Source organism: Pseudomonas sp. GGS8 (assembly GCF_024168645.1).
Taxonomy (GTDB): Bacteria; Pseudomonadota; Gammaproteobacteria; order Pseudomonadales; family Pseudomonadaceae; genus Aquipseudomonas.
In genome coordinates this window covers 3,165,533-3,182,659 of the sequence record NZ_JALJWF010000001.1, presented here as the reverse complement: position 1 = coordinate 3,182,659, position 17,127 = coordinate 3,165,533, and the positions used below count along the sequence as shown (strand labels likewise).

Genomic DNA, 17,127 nt, shown 5'->3' with positions numbered 1-17,127 from the left:
GCTTAGAACGTCTGGCCGAGGGAGAATTGGAACACTTGAGTCTCGGCATTGCTGTCCGGTTTTTTGACTGGCATCGCCAAGGCGAAGCTCAACGGACCAAGGGCGGTAACCCATGTCACACCGACACCCACCGAACTGGCCATATTGCTCAGGCTGACGTCGTTACACTGAGTGTTGGACTTGGAACCATCGGCGTTGGTGCTCTGCTTGCAAGTCGAATCGAACACATTACCCACGTCCCAGAATACCGAAGTGCGCAAGGAACGCTGATCTTTCACGAACGGCAGAGGGAACAGAACTTCTACACCACCCTGAATCAGGACGTTACCACCAAACGGTAGTGGATCCTGGTCCGGGTCGGTTGCGGTGCCCGGGTTCACGCCCCGGCTCGGCGTACTACGAGGCCCCAGGGTGCTGTCCTTGAAGCCACGAACCGAGTTGAAACCACCGGCGTAATAGTTTTCATAGAACGGCAAGCCGTCGGTCGAACCATAGCCATCGCCATAGCCCAGCTCGGTGTGGAGGCGCATGGTGTAGTTTTCAGACAACGGCTGGAACAATTGACCGCGATAATCGAGCTTGAAGAACGACAAGTCGCTGCCCGGCGTCGTGGCTTCCGCGGTCAAGCTCTGGGAATGACCACGGGTCGCCAGTACCCCTTTGTTCAAGGTGGATTCAGACCAACCGGCCGACGCCTTGAAGTTGAGGTACTGATCACCTTCCTTGTTAACGAAGTCGAAGATTTCGTCGACGGTGTAAAGACCCGTCTTGATCTTGTCTTGTTGTGCAGACAAACCAAACGTCAGCCGCGAAGTCTCGCTGATCGGGTAACCAACGCTGACACCTGCACCCAGGCTGTCTACGGCGTAGCTGGCTACGTTGACATCGAGGTCTTTGTAGTCGGTCGTACGATAGAAAGCGTTGTAACCCAGGCTTACACCGTCAGCAGTCCAGTACGGGTCGACATAACCGAAGTTATAACGGCTTTGATACTGACTGCGAGTCAAGCCGATGCTGACCTTGTTACCGGTACCCAGGAAGTTGTTCTGAGTGATCGAACCACCAAGGATCAGACCGGCGCTCTGGGCGAAACCGACGCTGGCGGTAATCGACCCGGAAGCCTGCTCTTCAACGCTGTAGTTCACGTCGACCTGATCATCGACACCCGGCACGGCCGGCGTTTCGACGTTGACTTCCTTGAAGAAGCCCAGACGCTCCAGGCGGGTCTTGGATTGGTCGATCAGGTAGGTCGAAGCCCAGCCGCCTTCCATCTGACGCATTTCACGGCGCAGCACTTCGTCTTCGGACTTGGTGTTGCCACGGAAGTTGATGCGGTTCACGTAAGCACGCTTGCCCGGATCGACAGCGAAGGTGATATCGACCGTGTGGTCTTCATCATGAGGCTGAGGCACGCCGTTGACGTTGGCGAAGGTGTAACCCTCGTTACCCAGGCGGCGGGTGATCAGTTCGGAGGTGGTGGTCATCAGCTTGCGCGAGAACACCTGGCCTTTCTGCACCAGCAGCAGGGACTTGACCTGGTCTTCAGGCACTTTCAGGTCGCCGCTGAGTTTCACGTCACGAACGGTGTACTTCTCGCCTTCGTTGACGTTAACGGTGATATAGACGTGTTTCTTGTCTGGGGTGATCGACACCTGGGTCGAAGCGATATCCATATTGATATAGCCACGGTCCAGGTAATAGGAGCGCAGACGCTCCAGGTCACCGGAGAGTTTTTCACGAGCGTACTTGTCATCGTTCTTGAAGAACGACAGCCAGTTGCTGGTCTTGAGTTCGAACAGGTCGATCAGGTCTTCATCAGGGAAGACAGTGTTGCCGACCACGTTGATGTGCTGGATCGCCGCAACGGTGCCTTCGTTGATGTTGACCTTCAGGGCAACGCGGTTACGCGGCTGCGGCACCACTTCGGTGTCGACGGTCGCCGAGTAGCGGCCCTGAGCGACGTATTGACGCTGCAGTTCGTTACGCACACCTTCGAGGGTGGCGCGCTGGAAGATCTCGCCTTCGGCCAGACCGGACTGTTTGAGGCCCTTCATCAGGTCTTCAGTGGAGATCGCTTTGTTGCCCTCGATCTCGATACTGGCGACCGACGGACGCTCGACTACAGTGATGATCAGGACATTGCCTTCACGGCCCAGCTGGATATCTTGAAAGAACCCGGTTTTGAACAGCGCACGAGTGGATTCCACCAGGCGACGATCATCCGCCTGCTCGCCGACGTTCAACGGCAAGGCACCAAAGACACTACCCGCGGAGACCCGCTGGAGGCCATTGACGCGAATATCAGAGATAGTGAAGGACTCGGCGTGAACTTCGGCGATCATCAATACGGTGAGAACCGCAGTTAGCAGCAGACGTTTCATGAAGTCCTTTCTTATTCCAACTGGCAATAAAAACTGCCGCAAAATGCGGCAGATTCGCAATTCAGCGAAGCGTTACAGTCGACCCAGATCATTGACCAGAGCAAGCAACATCACCCCGACCACCAAACTGATACCGATCTGTATCCCCCAACCTTGCACCCGATCCGACAAGGGACGACCACGCGCCCACTCGATCAGATAAAACAACAAATGCCCCCCATCCAGTACAGGAATGGGCAGCAAATTCAGAACACCCAGGCTAATACTCAGATAAGCAAGGAAATTCAGGAAATCAGCGACGCCCGACTGGGCAGAAGCGCCCGCCACTTTAGCAATGGTTATCGGTCCACTCAAGTTTTTTACCGAGAGCTCGCCGAACAACATTTTCTTGAGCGAGTCGAGGGTCAGTACGCTCATGGTCCAGGTGCGCCGGGCACCCTCCCCAATCGCGGCCACCGGACCGTAACTGACTTCGCGAATCATCTCTGGTGGCCAATCGACCGCTTTCACCCCTGCACCCAGATAACCACTGGGCGCCTTGCTCTCGCCGCGCGCGGCCAACGTCACAGGGACGTCGATTTGAGCACCATCGCGCTCAACACGCAGCATGATTTTGGTATCCGGATGCATACGGACGATGTCGACCACTTGCTGCCAGTCATCCAGTGCCTTGCCATCAAGGGCCAACAACCGGTCACCGGCCTTCAGGCCCGCAGCCTTCGCCGGCCCTTTCGGATCAAATTCGGCCAGCACCGGCGGCAATGCCGGACGCCAGGGACGAATACCCAGCGAGCGAATCGGATCTGGCTCGTCAGCGCTCTTGAGCCACTTGTCCAGCGCCAGCTCACGAGGCGAATCCACTGTGGAGCCCTGTTCGCGAACCAGCAATTGCAGGGAACCGCTCTCGCCCAGACGGCGGACCAGTTGCAGGTTCACCGCAGCCCAGCCGGAAGTTGGCTCGCCATCGATGGCAATAATTTCCTGCCCCGGACTCAAACCTGCCTTGGAGGCGATACTGCCGGATTCGACCGCACCGATAACCGGGCGCACCTGCTCGCTGCCCAGCATTGCCAATACCCAGAAAAACACCATCGCCAATAGAAAGTTGGCGATCGGACCGGCCGCCACGATAGCAACGCGTTGACGGACGGATTTGCGATTGAAGGCGTGATCGAGCTGATCGGCCGGAACCTCGCCTTCGCGCTCGTCGAGCATTTTTACGTAGCCACCCAACGGGATGGCGGCGACTACGAATTCAGTGCCTTTACTGTCGTGCCAGCGCAGCAGCGGCATGCCGAAGCCCACGGAAAAACGCAGCACTTTGACCCCACAGCGACGTGCGACCCAGAAATGGCCGAATTCGTGGAAGGTGACCAGCACGCCCAGCGCTACCAGGGTGCCGACAATCATATAGAGCGCGCTCATCTACTTTCTCCGCAATCCTATCGGTGCTGCATGGGCCAACGTATTGCAGCACTTATCGCCCGTGACGACTCAACCATTGCCCGGCCAGTACCCGTGCTTTCGCATCGGCCGTAAACACTGCCTCGAGATCATCAACCGCAACCACAGGCTCGAGGTTCAGCACTTCCTCGATAATACTCGCGATTTCCAGATAGCGAACCCGTCCGTCGAGAAAGGCCGCCACAGCCACTTCATTCGCGGCATTGAGCATGGCCGGCGCGCTGTTACCCGCCTCGGCGGCTTGACGCGCAAGGCGCAGGCAAGGGAAACGTTCTTCGTCAGGTGCCTGAAAATCCAGACGAGCGATGGCGAACAGGTCCAACGGCGCAACACCCGAGTCGATCCGCTCTGGCCAGGCCAGGGCATTGGCAATCGGCGTGCGCATATCCGGATTGCCCAACTGCGCCAGCACCGAACCATCGACATAGTCGACCAGCGAATGAATCACGCTTTGCGGGTGAACCACCACTTCGACCTGAGAGGGCGTGGCGTCGAACAGCCAGCAGGCCTCGATCAACTCGAGCCCTTTGTTCATCATGCTGGCCGAATCCACCGAAATTTTTCGCCCCATGGACCAATTCGGGTGAGCACACGCTTGCTCAGGGGAAACATGCGCCAGTTCGGCCAGAGGCGTCTGCCGGAACGGGCCACCAGAGGCTGTCAGTAGAATCCGGCGTACACCGACCGCGCCCAAACCACGAGAGAAATCCTGCGGCATGCATTGGAAAATCGCGTTGTGTTCGCTGTCGATCGGCAGCAGTACCGAACCGCTTTTACGCACGGCCTGCATGAACAGCGCACCGGACATCACCAGTGCTTCTTTATTGGCCAAAAGAATCTTTTTGCCGGCCTCGACTGCCGCCAGGGTTGGACGCAAACCCGCCGCCCCGACGATCGCCGCCATCACCGCATTGACTTCTGGATCCGAGGCGACCTGACACAAGCCCTCCTCCCCCACCAGAACACGGGTCGACAGGCCGGCCGCGCGCAACTCGTCCTGCAAGCCTCGGGCAGCGCCAGATTCCGGCACAACCGCGAAACGTGGCCTATGACGCACGCACAGCGCCAGCAGCTCACTCAAACGAGTGAAACCGCTCAAGGCGAATACTTGATAGCGCTCGGGATGACGAGCGATGACGTCGAGAGTGCTCAGGCCAATCGAGCCGGTCGCCCCCAACACGGTAATCTGTTGTGGGCGGCTCACGATGCCGCCATCCACAGCAGCACGGCGAACACCGGAATCGCCGCTGTCAGACTGTCGATGCGGTCTAGCACACCGCCGTGCCCAGGCAGCAGATTACTGCTGTCCTTGATCCCCGATTGGCGCTTGAACATGCTTTCGGTGAGGTCGCCCACCACCGAAATGAACACGATGATCGCGGCACCGAACAGGCCCATCAGCATTTGAGCGAAACTCCAGCCCCGCGCAAAACCGACGATTGCCGTGATCACCAGGCTCAGCAGCAAACCGCCGTACACGCCCTCCCAGCTCTTGCCAGGGCTGACCTGTGGTGCCAGCTTGCGCTTGCCGAAGGCTCGGCCGGAAAAGTACGCACCAATATCGGCGCCCCAGACCAGCACCATCACGGCCATGATCAGCCAGTTACCCAAAGGCTCCTGCTTGATCAGGATCAGACCTTGCCAGGCTGGCAACAGAATCAACAACCCGATCGCCAGTTTGCAGGCGGCGCTGGCCCAGTGTTCGCTGGACCGTGGATAAGTCAGCACCAGATAAGTGGCCACGCCCCACCAGAGCACCGAGGCACCCAGCACCCAAGGCGCGAGCCCCGGCAGGATGTGCATGACAAACAACATCAACGCGACCACAGCCGCAAAAGCAACACGGATCGACTGGGTAGCGAAACCCGCCAAGCGTGCCCATTCCCATGCTCCCAGCGTCACCACCAGCCCGATGAACAGCGCAAAACCGGACCCTTCAAGCAGGAAAAACCCGCACAGGGCAATCGGCAGCAGAATCAATGCCGTGATGATTCGTTGTTTAAGCATTAAACCCGGGCTCCAGACTCGACCTGCTCGCTCGTTTTACCGAAGCGACGCTGGCGAGAAGCGAAATCGGCCAGCGCATTGCGCATGGCGTCGTGTTTGAAGTCCGGCCAGAACAGGTCGGAGAAGTACAACTCGGCGTAAGCCAGTTGCCACAACAGGAAGTTGCTGATGCGATGCTCGCCACCGGTACGGATGCACAAGTCCGGCAACGGCAGATCACCGGTCGCCAGACAGGTTTGCAACAGCTCGGGGGTGATGTCTTCCGGGCGCAGATGCCCAGCCTGAACTTCGCGTGCCAGACGTTGCGCGGCTTGCGCGATATCCCACTGGCCACCGTAGTTGGCGGCGATCTGCAGGATAAAGCGGTTGACACCGGCGGTCATCGCCTCGGCTTCACGCATGGCAGCTTGAAGTTCCGGATGAAAACGCGAACGGTCGCCGATGATGCGCAAACTGATGTTGTTGTCATTCAGGCGCTTGGCCTCGCGACGCAATGCCTTGAAGAACAGATCCATCAAGGCACTGACCTCATCGGCCGGGCGTTGCCAGTTCTCGCTGGAGAATGCGAACAGGGTCAATACCTCAACCCCGGACTCCGCACACACCTCGATGACCGCACGAACAGCATCCACACCCGCTTTATGGCCGGCGACACCCGGCATAAAGCGTTTTTTCGCCCAACGATTATTACCATCCATGATGATCGCGACATGGCGCGGCACCGCGGACGGCGCAGTCTGCTTGGTCTTGTCCATTTGAAACTCGACCCTTATACGGCCATCAGGTCTTTTTCTTTTTCCGCCAACTTAGCGTCGATTTCAGCCACGAATTTCTTGGTCAGATCGTCGATCTCGCCAGTGGCACGACGCTCTTCGTCTTCGCTGATTTCCTTTTCCTTGACCAGGTCCTTCAGCGAGCTGTTTGCATCGCGACGGATGTTGCGCACGGCAACACGGGCATCCTCAGCCACATCACGAGCCTGCTTGGTGAAGCCCCGGCGGGTTTCTTCGGTCAGGGCCGGCATGGAAATCAGCAGCAACTCACCCAGGTTGGTCGGGTTAAGGTTCAGACCAGCGCTACCAATGGCCTTGTCGACCGCGCCCAGCATGTTGCGCTCAAAGGCAACGACTTGCAGGGTACGGGCGTCTTTAACGGTGATGTTCGCCACTTGCTTGATCGGAGTGTCGGCGCCGTAGTACGGAACCATCACGCCTTCCAGAATGCTTGGGTGCGCCTGGCCGGTACGGATACGGCCGAAGTTGTGCGCCAGCGATTCTACGGATTTCTGCATGCGCTCTTTAGCGTCTTTCTTGATTTCGTTGATCATTGTTGAACTTCCTCGATCAGGGTTCCTTCAGCGCCGCCATGTACGATATTCAACAGGGCACCGGGTTTGTTCATATTAAACACGCGCAGCGGCATCTTGTGGTCGCGGCACAGGCAAATGGCCGTCAGATCCATCACACCCAGCTTGCGATCCAGGACTTCATCGTAGGTCAGATGATCGAACTTCTCGGCATGCGGGTCTTTGAACGGGTCAGCGGTGTAGACGCCATCAACCTTCGTTGCCTTGAGCACGACATCGGCATCGATTTCGATTGCGCGCAGACAGGCAGCCGAGTCCGTAGTGAAGAACGGGTTGCCAGTACCGGCCGCGAAAATCACGACTTCCTTGGAGTTCAGGTGGCGCATGGCTTTGCGGCGATCATAGTGATCGGTCACGCCAACCATGGAAATGGCCGACATCACGATGGCCGAGATATTGGCACGTTCCAGCGCATCGCGCATCGCCAGGGCGTTCATCACAGTGGCCAGCATGCCCATGTGGTCGCCAGTGACCCGATCCATGCCGGCTGCGCTGAGCGCTGCGCCGCGGAACAGGTTACCCCCGCCGATCACCAGACCGACCTGAACACCGATGCCAACCAGCTGGCCAACTTCCAGTGCCATGCGATCCAGAACTTTCGGATCGATCCCGAACTCTTCCGAGCCCATCAGGGCCTCGCCGCTAAGCTTGAGTAGAATGCGTTTATAGCGAGCCTGATAACCACTGCCCTGCTGAGCCATTGCGAATCTCTCCTGCGGCGTATTTTAAAAATTCTTTGCGAGCTGTTTACAGCTGGCGTTCACTCTAGCTTGGCGCTGCTTCAGCGCCATCGGAACATGGCTTTGTAAGCCAGTTCCAAAAGGAAACCAAATAAAATTGGCAACCCCATCTGAAAAGAGGCTGCGCGCGTAAGCGGGCAGCCTCTTCAGGGCGACAGTTAAAAAACCGTCTTATTGCTTGCTGGCAGCCAGCTGAGCAGCAACTTCTTCTGCGAAGTTGTCTACTGGCTTCTCGATGCCTTCGCCTACTTTGAAGTAGGTGAAAGAAACGATTTCAGCACCGGCTTTCTTGGCCAGGTCGCCGACCTTGATTTCAGGGTTCTTGACGAACGCCTGCTCAACCAGGCTCGCTTCAGCCAGGAACTTGCTGATACGGCCTTTGACCATGTTTTCAACGATGTTTTCTGGCTTGCCGGCGATCTTGTCAGCGTTGAGGGTCAGGAACACGCCTTTCTCGCGCTCGATCGCTTCAGCGGAAACTTCCGACGGCAGCAGGAATTCAGGGTTGGTCGCCGCTACGTGCATAGCGATGTCTTTGGCCAGCTCAACGTTGCCGCCCTTGAGAACAACCGCAACACCAATCTTGTTGCCGTGCAGGTAGCCACCAACAACATCGCCTTCAACGCGAGCCAGGCGACGAATGTTGACGTTTTCGCCAACCTTGCCAACCAGAACCAGACGATCAGCTTCACGCGCTTCGATCAGCGGAGCAGCATCGGTCAGTTTGTCAGCAAAAGCCTGTTCAACGCTTTTAGCAACGAATGCCTTAAAGTCGTCCTGCAGAGCCAGGAAGTCGGTCTGCGAGTTCACTTCCAGCAGGACGGCGGATTTACCGTCTTCCTTGAGAGCGATTGCGCCTTCAGCGGCAACGTTGCCAGCTTTCTTGGCAGCCTTGATGGCGCCCGAAGCGCGCATGTCATCAATGGCTTTTTCGATGTCGCCGCCAGCCTTGGTCAAGGCTTTTTTGCAGTCCATCATGCCTTCGCCGGTACGCTCGCGCAGTTCTTTGACCAACGCTGCAGTAATCTCTGCCATTTTCAAATTCCTCTTGGATAGGTTTTCAACCATTCCACCCGATCGAACGGGCGATCAATTCTTCCCGAACCACCCTTGTCAGCTGCCGCACATTACAGGTAAAGCAGTGGGCGCCGACAAATGGTTTTCGAGGTGGCAAAAAGGGGGCCAAGCCCCCTTTTTGCTTACTGAGTCAACGCCAGGGCGTCAATTACTCAGCTGCAGCCTGAGTTTCTTCAGCAACGAATTCTACAGTGCCGCCAGCAACATTGTTGCGACCACGGATAACAGCGTCAGCCATCGAACCCATGTACAGCTGGATAGCGCGGATTGCGTCATCGTTGCCTGGGATGATGTAGTCAACGCCTTCCGGGCTGCTGTTGGTATCGACTACGCCGATAACCGGGATGCCCAGCTTGTTGGCTTCGGTGATCGCGATGCGCTCGTGATCAACGTCGATAACGAACAGAGCGTCTGGCAGACCGCCCATGTCCTTGATACCACCCAGGGAACGATCCAGCTTCTCAAGATCGCGAGTGCGCATCAGCGCTTCTTTCTTGGTCAGCTTGGCGAAAGTACCGTCTTCAGCTTGCACTTCAAGGTCACGCAGACGCTTGATGGAAGCACGGATGGTTTTGAAGTTGGTCAGCATGCCGCCCAACCAGCGGTGATCGACGTACGGCGAACCGCAACGTGCTGCTTCTTCAGCAACGATCTTGCCAGCGGAACGCTTGGTGCCGACGAACAGAATCTTGTTTTTGCCCTGGGCCAGACGCTCTACGAAAGTCAGAGCTTCGTTGAACATTGGCAGGGTTTTTTCAAGGTTGATGATGTGAATCTTGTTACGCGCGCCGAAAATGTACTTACCCATTTTCGGATTCCAGTAACGGGTTTGGTGACCGAAGTGCACACCGGCCTTCAGCATATCGCGCATATTGACTTGGGACATGATAGTTCCTTAATAAGTCGGGTTTGGCCTCCACGTATCCCAATGACCAACCAGCAGCATCAGCTGAAGGCACCCAGGTCATCGTGTCGACACGTGTGTGGATTTAAGCTTCCAGGGCAACCCCGGAAAGCGGCGCATTTTATATCACAAGGCCGGAAAAAACGGAACCCGGATTCTGAAAACCTGGCGAATGCTTTTGATCCCACCCTTGGAATCCCCCAAGAATGCGCCATCCTATAGAGAGAAGCGATGCACAGAAGCTCAGATTTGCCCTGATCGTCTGGTAGAATCGCGTTTTTCAGGGCCGCGACAATCGTTCGCGCAGTGCCCATTTCGTTTTAGAAGGCGCCATTGAGCGCAGAGAGAGCCTGTATGACCGTCACCCTCAAAACCCCAGAGGACATCGCAAAAATGCGGATCGCCGGCAAATTGGCCGCCGATGTGCTGGAAATGATTGCCGATTATGTCAAACCGGGCGTCACCACCGAAGAACTGGACCGCATCTGCCACGACTACATCGTCAACGAGCAGAAAGCCATCCCTGCCCCGCTCAACTACAAGGGCTTCCCCAAGTCGATCTGCACCTCGATCAACCACGTGGTCTGCCACGGCATCCCGAACGAGAAACCGTTGAAGGATGGCGACACGCTGAACATCGACGTCACCGTCATCAAGGACGGCTACCACGGCGACACCAGCCGCATGTTCCACGTCGGCACCGTGCCGGTCTGGGCCGAGCGTCTGTCCCAGGTGACTCAGGAATGCATGTACAAGGCCATCGAACTGGTCAAGCCTGGCTGCCGCCTGGGTGACATCGGCGAAGTCATCCAGAAACACGCTGAAAAAAACGGTTTCTCGGTGGTTCGCGAGTTCTGCGGCCATGGCATCGGCAAGGTGTTCCACGAAGAACCACAGATCCTGCACTACGGCCGCGCCGGCACCGGCATGGAACTGAAAGCCGGCATGACCTTCACCATCGAGCCGATGATCAACCAGGGCAAAGCCGACACCAAGGTGCTGGGCGATGGCTGGACCGCGATCACCAAGGACCGCAAGTTGTCGGCGCAATGGGAACACACCCTGCTGGTGACCGATACCGGCTACGAGATCTTCACCCTGCGCAGCGACGACACCATCCCGCGCGTTTCGGCCTGATCCCGCCCGCTCCGTTCCCAGCCTTATAGAAAGGAAAGCCAATCGATGCCGCAGGTGGATCCCGAACTCTTCGACCGCGGCCAGTTCCAGGCTGAACTGGCCCTGAAGGCAAGCCCTATCGCTGCTTTCAAGAAGGCGATCCGTCAGGCCCGCGAAGTGCTCGACGAGCGGTTTCGCAGCGGCCGGGAGATTCGCCGGTTGATCGAGGATCGTGCCTGGTTCGTCGATAACATCCTGCAAAAGGCCTGGGAACAGTTCAGCTTGAGTTCCGAAGCCGACATCGCACTGGTCGCGGTCGGCGGCTACGGTCGTGGCGAGTTGCACCCCTACTCCGACATCGACCTGCTGATCCTGCTGGATGGCGCCGATCACGAAATTTTCCGCGATTCCATCGAGCGTTTTCTGACGTTGCTGTGGGACATCGGCCTGGAAGTCGGTCAGAGCGTTCGCTCGGTGGACGAATGCGCCGAGGAAGCCCGCGCCGACCTGACGGTGATCACCAACCTGATGGAAAGCCGCACCATTGCCGGCCCCGAACGCCTGCGCCAGCGCATGCTCGACGTGACCAGCACCGCGCACATGTGGCCCAGCAAGGAGTTCTTCCTGGCCAAGCGCGCCGAGCAGAAAGCCCGTCACCACAAGTACAACGACACCGAGTACAACCTGGAACCCAACGTCAAAGGCTCGCCCGGCGGCCTGCGGGATATTCAGACGATTTTGTGGGTCGCCCGTCGTGAGTACGGCACGCTGAACCTGCGAGCCCTGGCGGGCGAAGGTTTCCTGGTGGAAAGTGAGAATGCCCTGCTGGCTTCGTCCCAGGAATTTCTGTGGAAAGTGCGTTACGCACTACACATGCTCGCCGGCCGCGCCGAAGATCGTCTGCTGTTCGATCACCAGCGCACGATTGCCGGGCTGCTGGGTTTCGTCGGCAATGACGCCAAGCACGCCATCGAAAATTTCATGCAGCAGTACTACCGGGTGGTCATGAGCATTGCCCAGCTCAGCGACCTGATCATCCAGCACTTCGAAGAAGTGATCCTGGCCCCCGAAGACGAAGCACCGCCACAACCGATCAACTCGCGATTCCAGCTGCACGACGGCTACATCGAGGCGCGCAACAACAATGTGTTCCGTCGCACGCCCTTCGCCATGCTCGAAATCTTCGTGCTGATGGCCCAGCAGCCGGAAATCAAAGGCGTACGCGCCGACACCATCCGCCTGCTGCGCGAGTACCGTCATTTGATCGACGACGACTTCCGCAACGATATTCGCAATACCAGCCTGTTCATCGAATTGTTCAAGTGCAAGATCGGCGTCCACCGCAACCTGCGGCGGATGAATCGTTACGGGATTCTTGGGCGTTATCTGCCGGAGTTCGGCTTTATTGTCGGGCAAATGCAGCACGACCTGTTTCACATCTATACGGTCGATGCGCACACCCTGAACCTGATCAAGCACCTGCGTAAGTTGCAGTACACCCAAGTGTCGGAAAAATTCCCGCTGGCCAGCAAGCTCATGGCCAAACTGCCCAAGCCGGAGTTGATTTACCTGGCCGGCCTGTACCACGACATCGGCAAGGGCCGGTATGGCGATCACTCGGAAATTGGCGCAGTGGATGCCGAAGCCTTTTGCCAGCGCCATCAGTTGCCGATCTGGGACAGCCGCCTGATCGTCTGGCTGGTGCAAAACCACCTGGTGATGTCGACCACCGCCCAGCGCAAGGACTTGTCCGACCCACACGTGATCCACGATTTCGCACAGATTGTCGGCGATGAAACCCGCCTCGATTATCTGTACGTGCTGACCGTAGCCGACATCAACGCCACCAACCCGACGCTGTGGAATTCATGGCGCGCGAGTCTGTTGCGCCAGCTCTACACCGAGACCAAGCGTGCCTTGCGTCGCGGCCTGGAAAACCCGGTGGATCGCGAAGAGCAGATCCGCCAGACCCAAAGCGCTGCGTTGGACATTCTGGTACGCGGCGGCACCGACCCGGACGACGTCGAGCAGTTGTGGGCACAACTGGGCGATGACTACTTCTTGCGTCATACCGCCGGCGATGTGGCCTGGCACACTGATGCAATTTTGCAGCAGCCGGCCGACGGCGGCCCGCTGGTGCTGATCAAGGAAACTACCCAGCGCGAGTTCGAGGGCGGTACGCAGATCTTCATTTATGCGCCGGACCAACACGACTTCTTCGCCGTGACCGTGGCGGCGATGGACCAGCTCAACCTGAACATTCACGACGCCCGGGTCATCACCTCCAGCAGCCAGTTCACCCTCGACACCTATATTGTGCTCGACACCGATGGCGACTCGATCGGCGACAACCCGGCGCGGGTCAAGCAGATTCGTGAAGGCCTGACCGAAGCCCTGCGCAATCCGGACAACTACCCAACGATTATCCAGCGTCGGGTGCCGCGTCAGCTCAAACATTTTGCCTTTGCGCCACAGGTGACGATCCACAACGATGCCCAGCGTCCGGTGACCGTGCTGGAACTCAGTGCACCCGACCGTCCTGGGTTGCTGGCGCGAATCGGCACGATCTTCCTCGAGTTCGACCTGTCGCTGCAGAACGCCAAGATCGCCACCTTGGGCGAGCGCGTAGAAGACGTGTTCTTCATCACCGACGCAAACAATCAGCCGCTTTCCGATCCGTTGCTGTGCAGCCGTTTGCAGGATGCAATCGTCAAGCAGCTGAGCGTCAACCTGGAACCCCATATCAAACATTCGCACATCAGCATCTGAATCAACAATTCCCCTCCTGTGGGAGGGGGCTTGTTGTGGCGAGGGGGCTTGCCCCCGTTGGGCTGCGAAGCGGCCCCAAAACCTGCTGCCGCGGTGTTTCAGGTATACCGCATACAATGGTTTTACGACTGCTGCGCAGCCGAACGGGGGCAAGCCCCCTCACCACAACAAGCCCCCTGCACCACATTAGTCCTCCCACTTTGAACGAGGCCCCCATGAACAACGCTCTGAACCAGTTGCAGCCCTACCCGTTCGAAAAGCTCCGCGCCCTGCTCGGCAGCGTCACGCCAAACCCGGACAAACGCGCCATCGCGCTGTCCATCGGCGAACCGAAGCATCGCTCGCCAAGCTTTGTCGCCGAAGCCCTGGCAAGCAATCTGGATCAGATGGCCGTGTACCCGACCACCCTCGGCATCCCGGCCCTGCGTGAAGCGATCGCCGCATGGTGCGAACGCCGTTTCAGCGTTCCAAATGGCTGGCTCGACCCCGCGCGCAACGTGCTGCCGGTCAACGGCACCCGCGAAGCGTTGTTCGCATTCACCCAGACCGTGGTCAACCGTGGTGAAGACGCGCTGGTGGTCAGCCCGAACCCGTTCTATCAGATCTACGAAGGCGCGGCGTTCCTGGCCGGAGCCAAGCCGCATTACCTGCCATGCCTGGATGAAAACGGCTTCAACCCGGATTTCGACGCTGTTTCGCCAGACATCTGGAAACACTGCCAGATCCTGTTCCTGTGCTCGCCGGGCAACCCGACCGGCGCGCTGATCCCGGTTGAAACCCTGAAAAAGCTGATCGCCCTGGCCGACGAATACGACTTCGTAATCGCCGCCGACGAGTGCTACAGCGAACTGTACTTCGATGAACAAACCCCGCCACCCGGTCTGCTCAGCGCCTGTGTGGAACTGGGTCGCAAAGACTTCAAGCGTTGCGTGGTGTTTCATAGCCTGTCCAAGCGCTCCAACCTGCCTGGCCTGCGTTCAGGCTTTGTGGCCGGTGATGCAGACATCCTCAAGGGTTTCCTGCTGTATCGCACTTACCACGGTTGCGCGATGCCGGTACAAACCCAATTGGCCAGCGTCGCGGCATGGAATGACGAAGTGCATGTACGCGCCAACCGTGCGCTGTATCGCGAGAAATACGATGCCGTGCTGGAAATCCTTGGCCCGGTAATGGACGTGCAGCGCCCGGATGGCGGCTTCTACCTGTGGCCAAACGTTGAAGGCGACGACGCGGCGTTCTGCCGGGATCTGTTCGAGCAAGAGCATGTGACCGTGGTGCCGGGCTCTTATCTTTCCCGTGAAGTTGATGGTTTCAATCCGGGCACCGGACGCGTGCGCATGGCACTGGTCGCGCCGCTGGCTGAATGTGTAGAGGCCGCCGAACGTATTCGCGCCTTTATCAAACGTCGACAATAAGACTGTAATAGCGCCCCCTTGCAATGAGGGGGCGTCTTGGCTGCAACAGCCCGCCTCAAATACAACTTTGATCCACTCGAAAATTAATAATAATATCGTCCCACATTAAAAACATTAGACCCTATCACCTAAAACAAGGACGTTTTAAATGCGCAAACTATCATCGTGCATAACGCTTAAGCCTGCCAGCGAAGAAGCCTCTTATGAAGCAGCAATCAAAGTAAACCCAAACAACGCACCTAAACGCAGCCCCGGCGAGTTCTCTATTAACGCTGTCGCAAGCCATACAAAGTTATGGCCTGAACATCGATGGCTTACAATATCTTTCGTCGACAATCCGCCTACAGCATTGCAGGACGCCATCGAACAGCTTATCTGGCAATGGGATCCTCATGTCAGTCTTATCTTCGGAGTGTCCAAGGACGCCAACGCGGACATCAGAATCTCGACAAACACGACGCTGAACGGCTCCTCCATCGGCACTGACGCCCTGACCGTCGAAGCAGGGGAACCGACAATGTATATCGGCCTTAAACCTTCAGACCCAGACTTCAAGGTGACGGTGCTGCATGAGTTCGGACACGCACTGGGCCTGGAGCACGAGCACCAGCACCCCCACGCCAATATCCCATGGAACAAGCCTAAAGTTTATAAAGCGTATGCGGCGCAATTTGGCTGGACTAAAGAACTGGTTGATGATCAATTGTTCACACCCAAAGGAACAGACAGCTTGCGAATCGCGCCCTACGACAAAACGTCGATTATGCACTACCCCGTAGACAAGGAGTTTACGGATGGCATCTGGGAAGTAGGCACCTACACGGAACTTAGCGAACAAGACATAACATCGGTTGGCGAGTTCTACCCAAAAAACAACTATTGATTTCAGCGCATGCTGCTCACCCTTTAAACCAAGCAAACACGGAAGTTTAAACATGAATGATTTACCTCAATGCTTTGCCGAACTATCGGTAGACCCGATTGCCTCATATAACGTGGCAATAACTGAAAACCCAGCGAACCAAAGCGTTTCTTCTGATCGGACAAAAGGGGCAGTGGCCCTGGCAGTGGCCCGACACACCAAATTCTGGGCGCCAGGCCGCACATTGCGCATTGCGTTTTTGAATGGCAATCAAGCGTTCAAGGACGGCGTCAAGGCAGCGGCCAGTCACTGGCTGCCTCATATCAACCTCAAGTTCGACTTCGTCGAAGGCGAAGAAGGTGATATCCGAATTCGCACCGAGCCCGCAACCTACTGGTCCAACATCGGGACAGACGCATTGTTGACGGATAAGGGGCCTACCATGGTGATCGGGGACTGGATGCTCCATCTTCCAACGTTCAACCACTATGTCATGCACGAGTTTGGCCATGCATTGGGCGCCGAACATGAACACCTGCATCCCGAGGCGAACATTCCCTGGAACAAGCAGGCTGTCTACGCAGCGCATGGCGTACCCGAAGACGCTGACGAAAACAATCGTCAACGGCGTGCCGTTGACGATCGTTACTTCAATCTGCTTGATGCAAGCGAGGTCAATTTCTCACCCTATGACCCGCTGTCGGTCATGCACTATCCGATCCGTCAGCAATGGACCCACGGTGACTTCGAGATCCGCCATAACTTTGTTCTCAGCGAAAAAGACAAAGCCTTTATGGCCAAGGCTTATCCGTATCCCGAAAGCGAGTGAGTCAGCCGATTTTTCACAGCGTGCCGTTACTTGACCTGCCCCAGACAGGCCTCGCCTAAATTAAGTTTCCCCTGCATTTCCCGCAGCACGCCATCGCCAATCTGGTGATGGCGGCTCAAGTCGTTCGATCAGGCGTGAAACGCCGACCAGCATCAGCATGGTGCAGCCGGCTTGCATAAAGCGCGGGTTCCCAGGCA

Annotated in this window: 14 protein-coding genes; 5 read left to right on the top strand and 9 right to left on the bottom strand. The window is 57.3% G+C overall.

The genetic code is table 11. The annotated features are described in order from the left end of the window. Positions 1–2: 2 nt before the first annotated feature. The 9 genes from bamA to rpsB form a co-directional block, all read right to left on the bottom strand. On the bottom strand, positions 3–2,381 hold the full coding sequence (gene bamA, locus J3D54_RS14300; protein WP_253419186.1) for an outer membrane protein assembly factor BamA: 2,379 nt from the start codon (positions 2,379–2,381) through the stop codon (positions 3–5). Positions 2,382–2,453: 72 nt separating this feature from the next. After that, positions 2,454–3,806: a sigma E protease regulator RseP gene (rseP, locus tag J3D54_RS14295; protein WP_253419183.1), complete on the bottom strand. Its 1,353-nt coding sequence runs from the start codon at positions 3,804–3,806 to the stop codon at positions 2,454–2,456. A 52-nt stretch (positions 3,807–3,858) separates the two neighbouring features. After that, complete coding sequence (gene ispC / locus J3D54_RS14290; RefSeq protein WP_253419180.1) at positions 3,859–5,049, bottom strand: 1-deoxy-D-xylulose-5-phosphate reductoisomerase; 1,191 nt, start codon at positions 5,047–5,049, stop codon at positions 3,859–3,861. Beyond that, entirely contained in the window at positions 5,046–5,852 is an 807-nt protein-coding gene (locus tag J3D54_RS14285) for a phosphatidate cytidylyltransferase (protein ID WP_253419177.1), read from the bottom strand. The genes ispC and J3D54_RS14285 overlap by 4 nt, the downstream gene beginning before the upstream one ends. Continuing rightward, complete coding sequence (uppS, locus tag J3D54_RS14280; RefSeq protein WP_253419174.1) at positions 5,852–6,607, bottom strand: polyprenyl diphosphate synthase; 756 nt, start codon at positions 6,605–6,607, stop codon at positions 5,852–5,854. Before uppS ends, J3D54_RS14285 begins: the two co-directional genes overlap by 1 nt. A gap of 14 nt (positions 6,608–6,621) precedes the next feature. Beyond that, positions 6,622–7,179 (bottom strand): ribosome recycling factor, encoded by a 558-nt coding sequence (frr, locus tag J3D54_RS14275; RefSeq protein WP_007940501.1) that lies wholly within the window; start codon positions 7,177–7,179, stop codon positions 6,622–6,624. Next, positions 7,176–7,919, bottom strand: coding sequence for a UMP kinase (gene pyrH / locus J3D54_RS14270; protein WP_003198235.1), 744 nt, complete (start codon positions 7,917–7,919; stop codon positions 7,176–7,178). Before pyrH ends, frr begins: the two co-directional genes overlap by 4 nt. A 210-nt stretch (positions 7,920–8,129) precedes the next feature. Then, complete coding sequence (gene tsf, locus J3D54_RS14265) at positions 8,130–8,993, bottom strand: translation elongation factor Ts (protein ID WP_253419171.1); 864 nt, start codon at positions 8,991–8,993, stop codon at positions 8,130–8,132. A 190-nt stretch (positions 8,994–9,183) separates the two neighbouring features. Beyond that, entirely contained in the window at positions 9,184–9,921 is a 738-nt protein-coding gene (gene rpsB / locus J3D54_RS14260; RefSeq protein WP_018927019.1) for a 30S ribosomal protein S2, read from the bottom strand. Positions 9,922–10,293: 372 nt separating this feature from the next. Between rpsB and map the strand changes: the two genes are divergently transcribed. The 5 genes from map (at position 10,294) to J3D54_RS14235 (ending at position 16,930) form a co-directional block, all read left to right on the top strand. Continuing rightward, a complete protein-coding gene (map, locus tag J3D54_RS14255) occupies positions 10,294–11,076 on the top strand; it encodes a type I methionyl aminopeptidase (RefSeq protein WP_018927020.1) in 783 nt (260 codons plus the stop codon). Between the two features lie 45 nt (positions 11,077–11,121). After that, on the top strand, positions 11,122–13,824 hold the full coding sequence (locus J3D54_RS14250; protein WP_253419168.1) for a [protein-PII] uridylyltransferase: 2,703 nt from the start codon (positions 11,122–11,124) through the stop codon (positions 13,822–13,824). Positions 13,825–14,039: 215 nt separating this feature from the next. Beyond that, positions 14,040–15,239: a succinyldiaminopimelate transaminase gene (dapC, locus tag J3D54_RS14245; RefSeq protein ID WP_253419165.1), complete on the top strand. Its 1,200-nt coding sequence runs from the start codon at positions 14,040–14,042 to the stop codon at positions 15,237–15,239. Positions 15,240–15,387: 148 nt separating this feature from the next. Then, positions 15,388–16,122: a M12 family metallopeptidase gene (locus tag J3D54_RS14240; RefSeq protein WP_253419162.1), complete on the top strand. Its 735-nt coding sequence runs from the start codon at positions 15,388–15,390 to the stop codon at positions 16,120–16,122. Continuing rightward, the gene (locus tag J3D54_RS14235) at positions 16,091–16,930 is read left to right on the top strand and encodes a hypothetical protein (protein WP_367399610.1); all 840 of its coding nucleotides are present in this window, start codon (positions 16,091–16,093) and stop codon (positions 16,928–16,930) included. Before J3D54_RS14240 ends, J3D54_RS14235 begins: the two co-directional genes overlap by 32 nt. Positions 16,931–17,127: the final 197 nt, after the last annotated feature.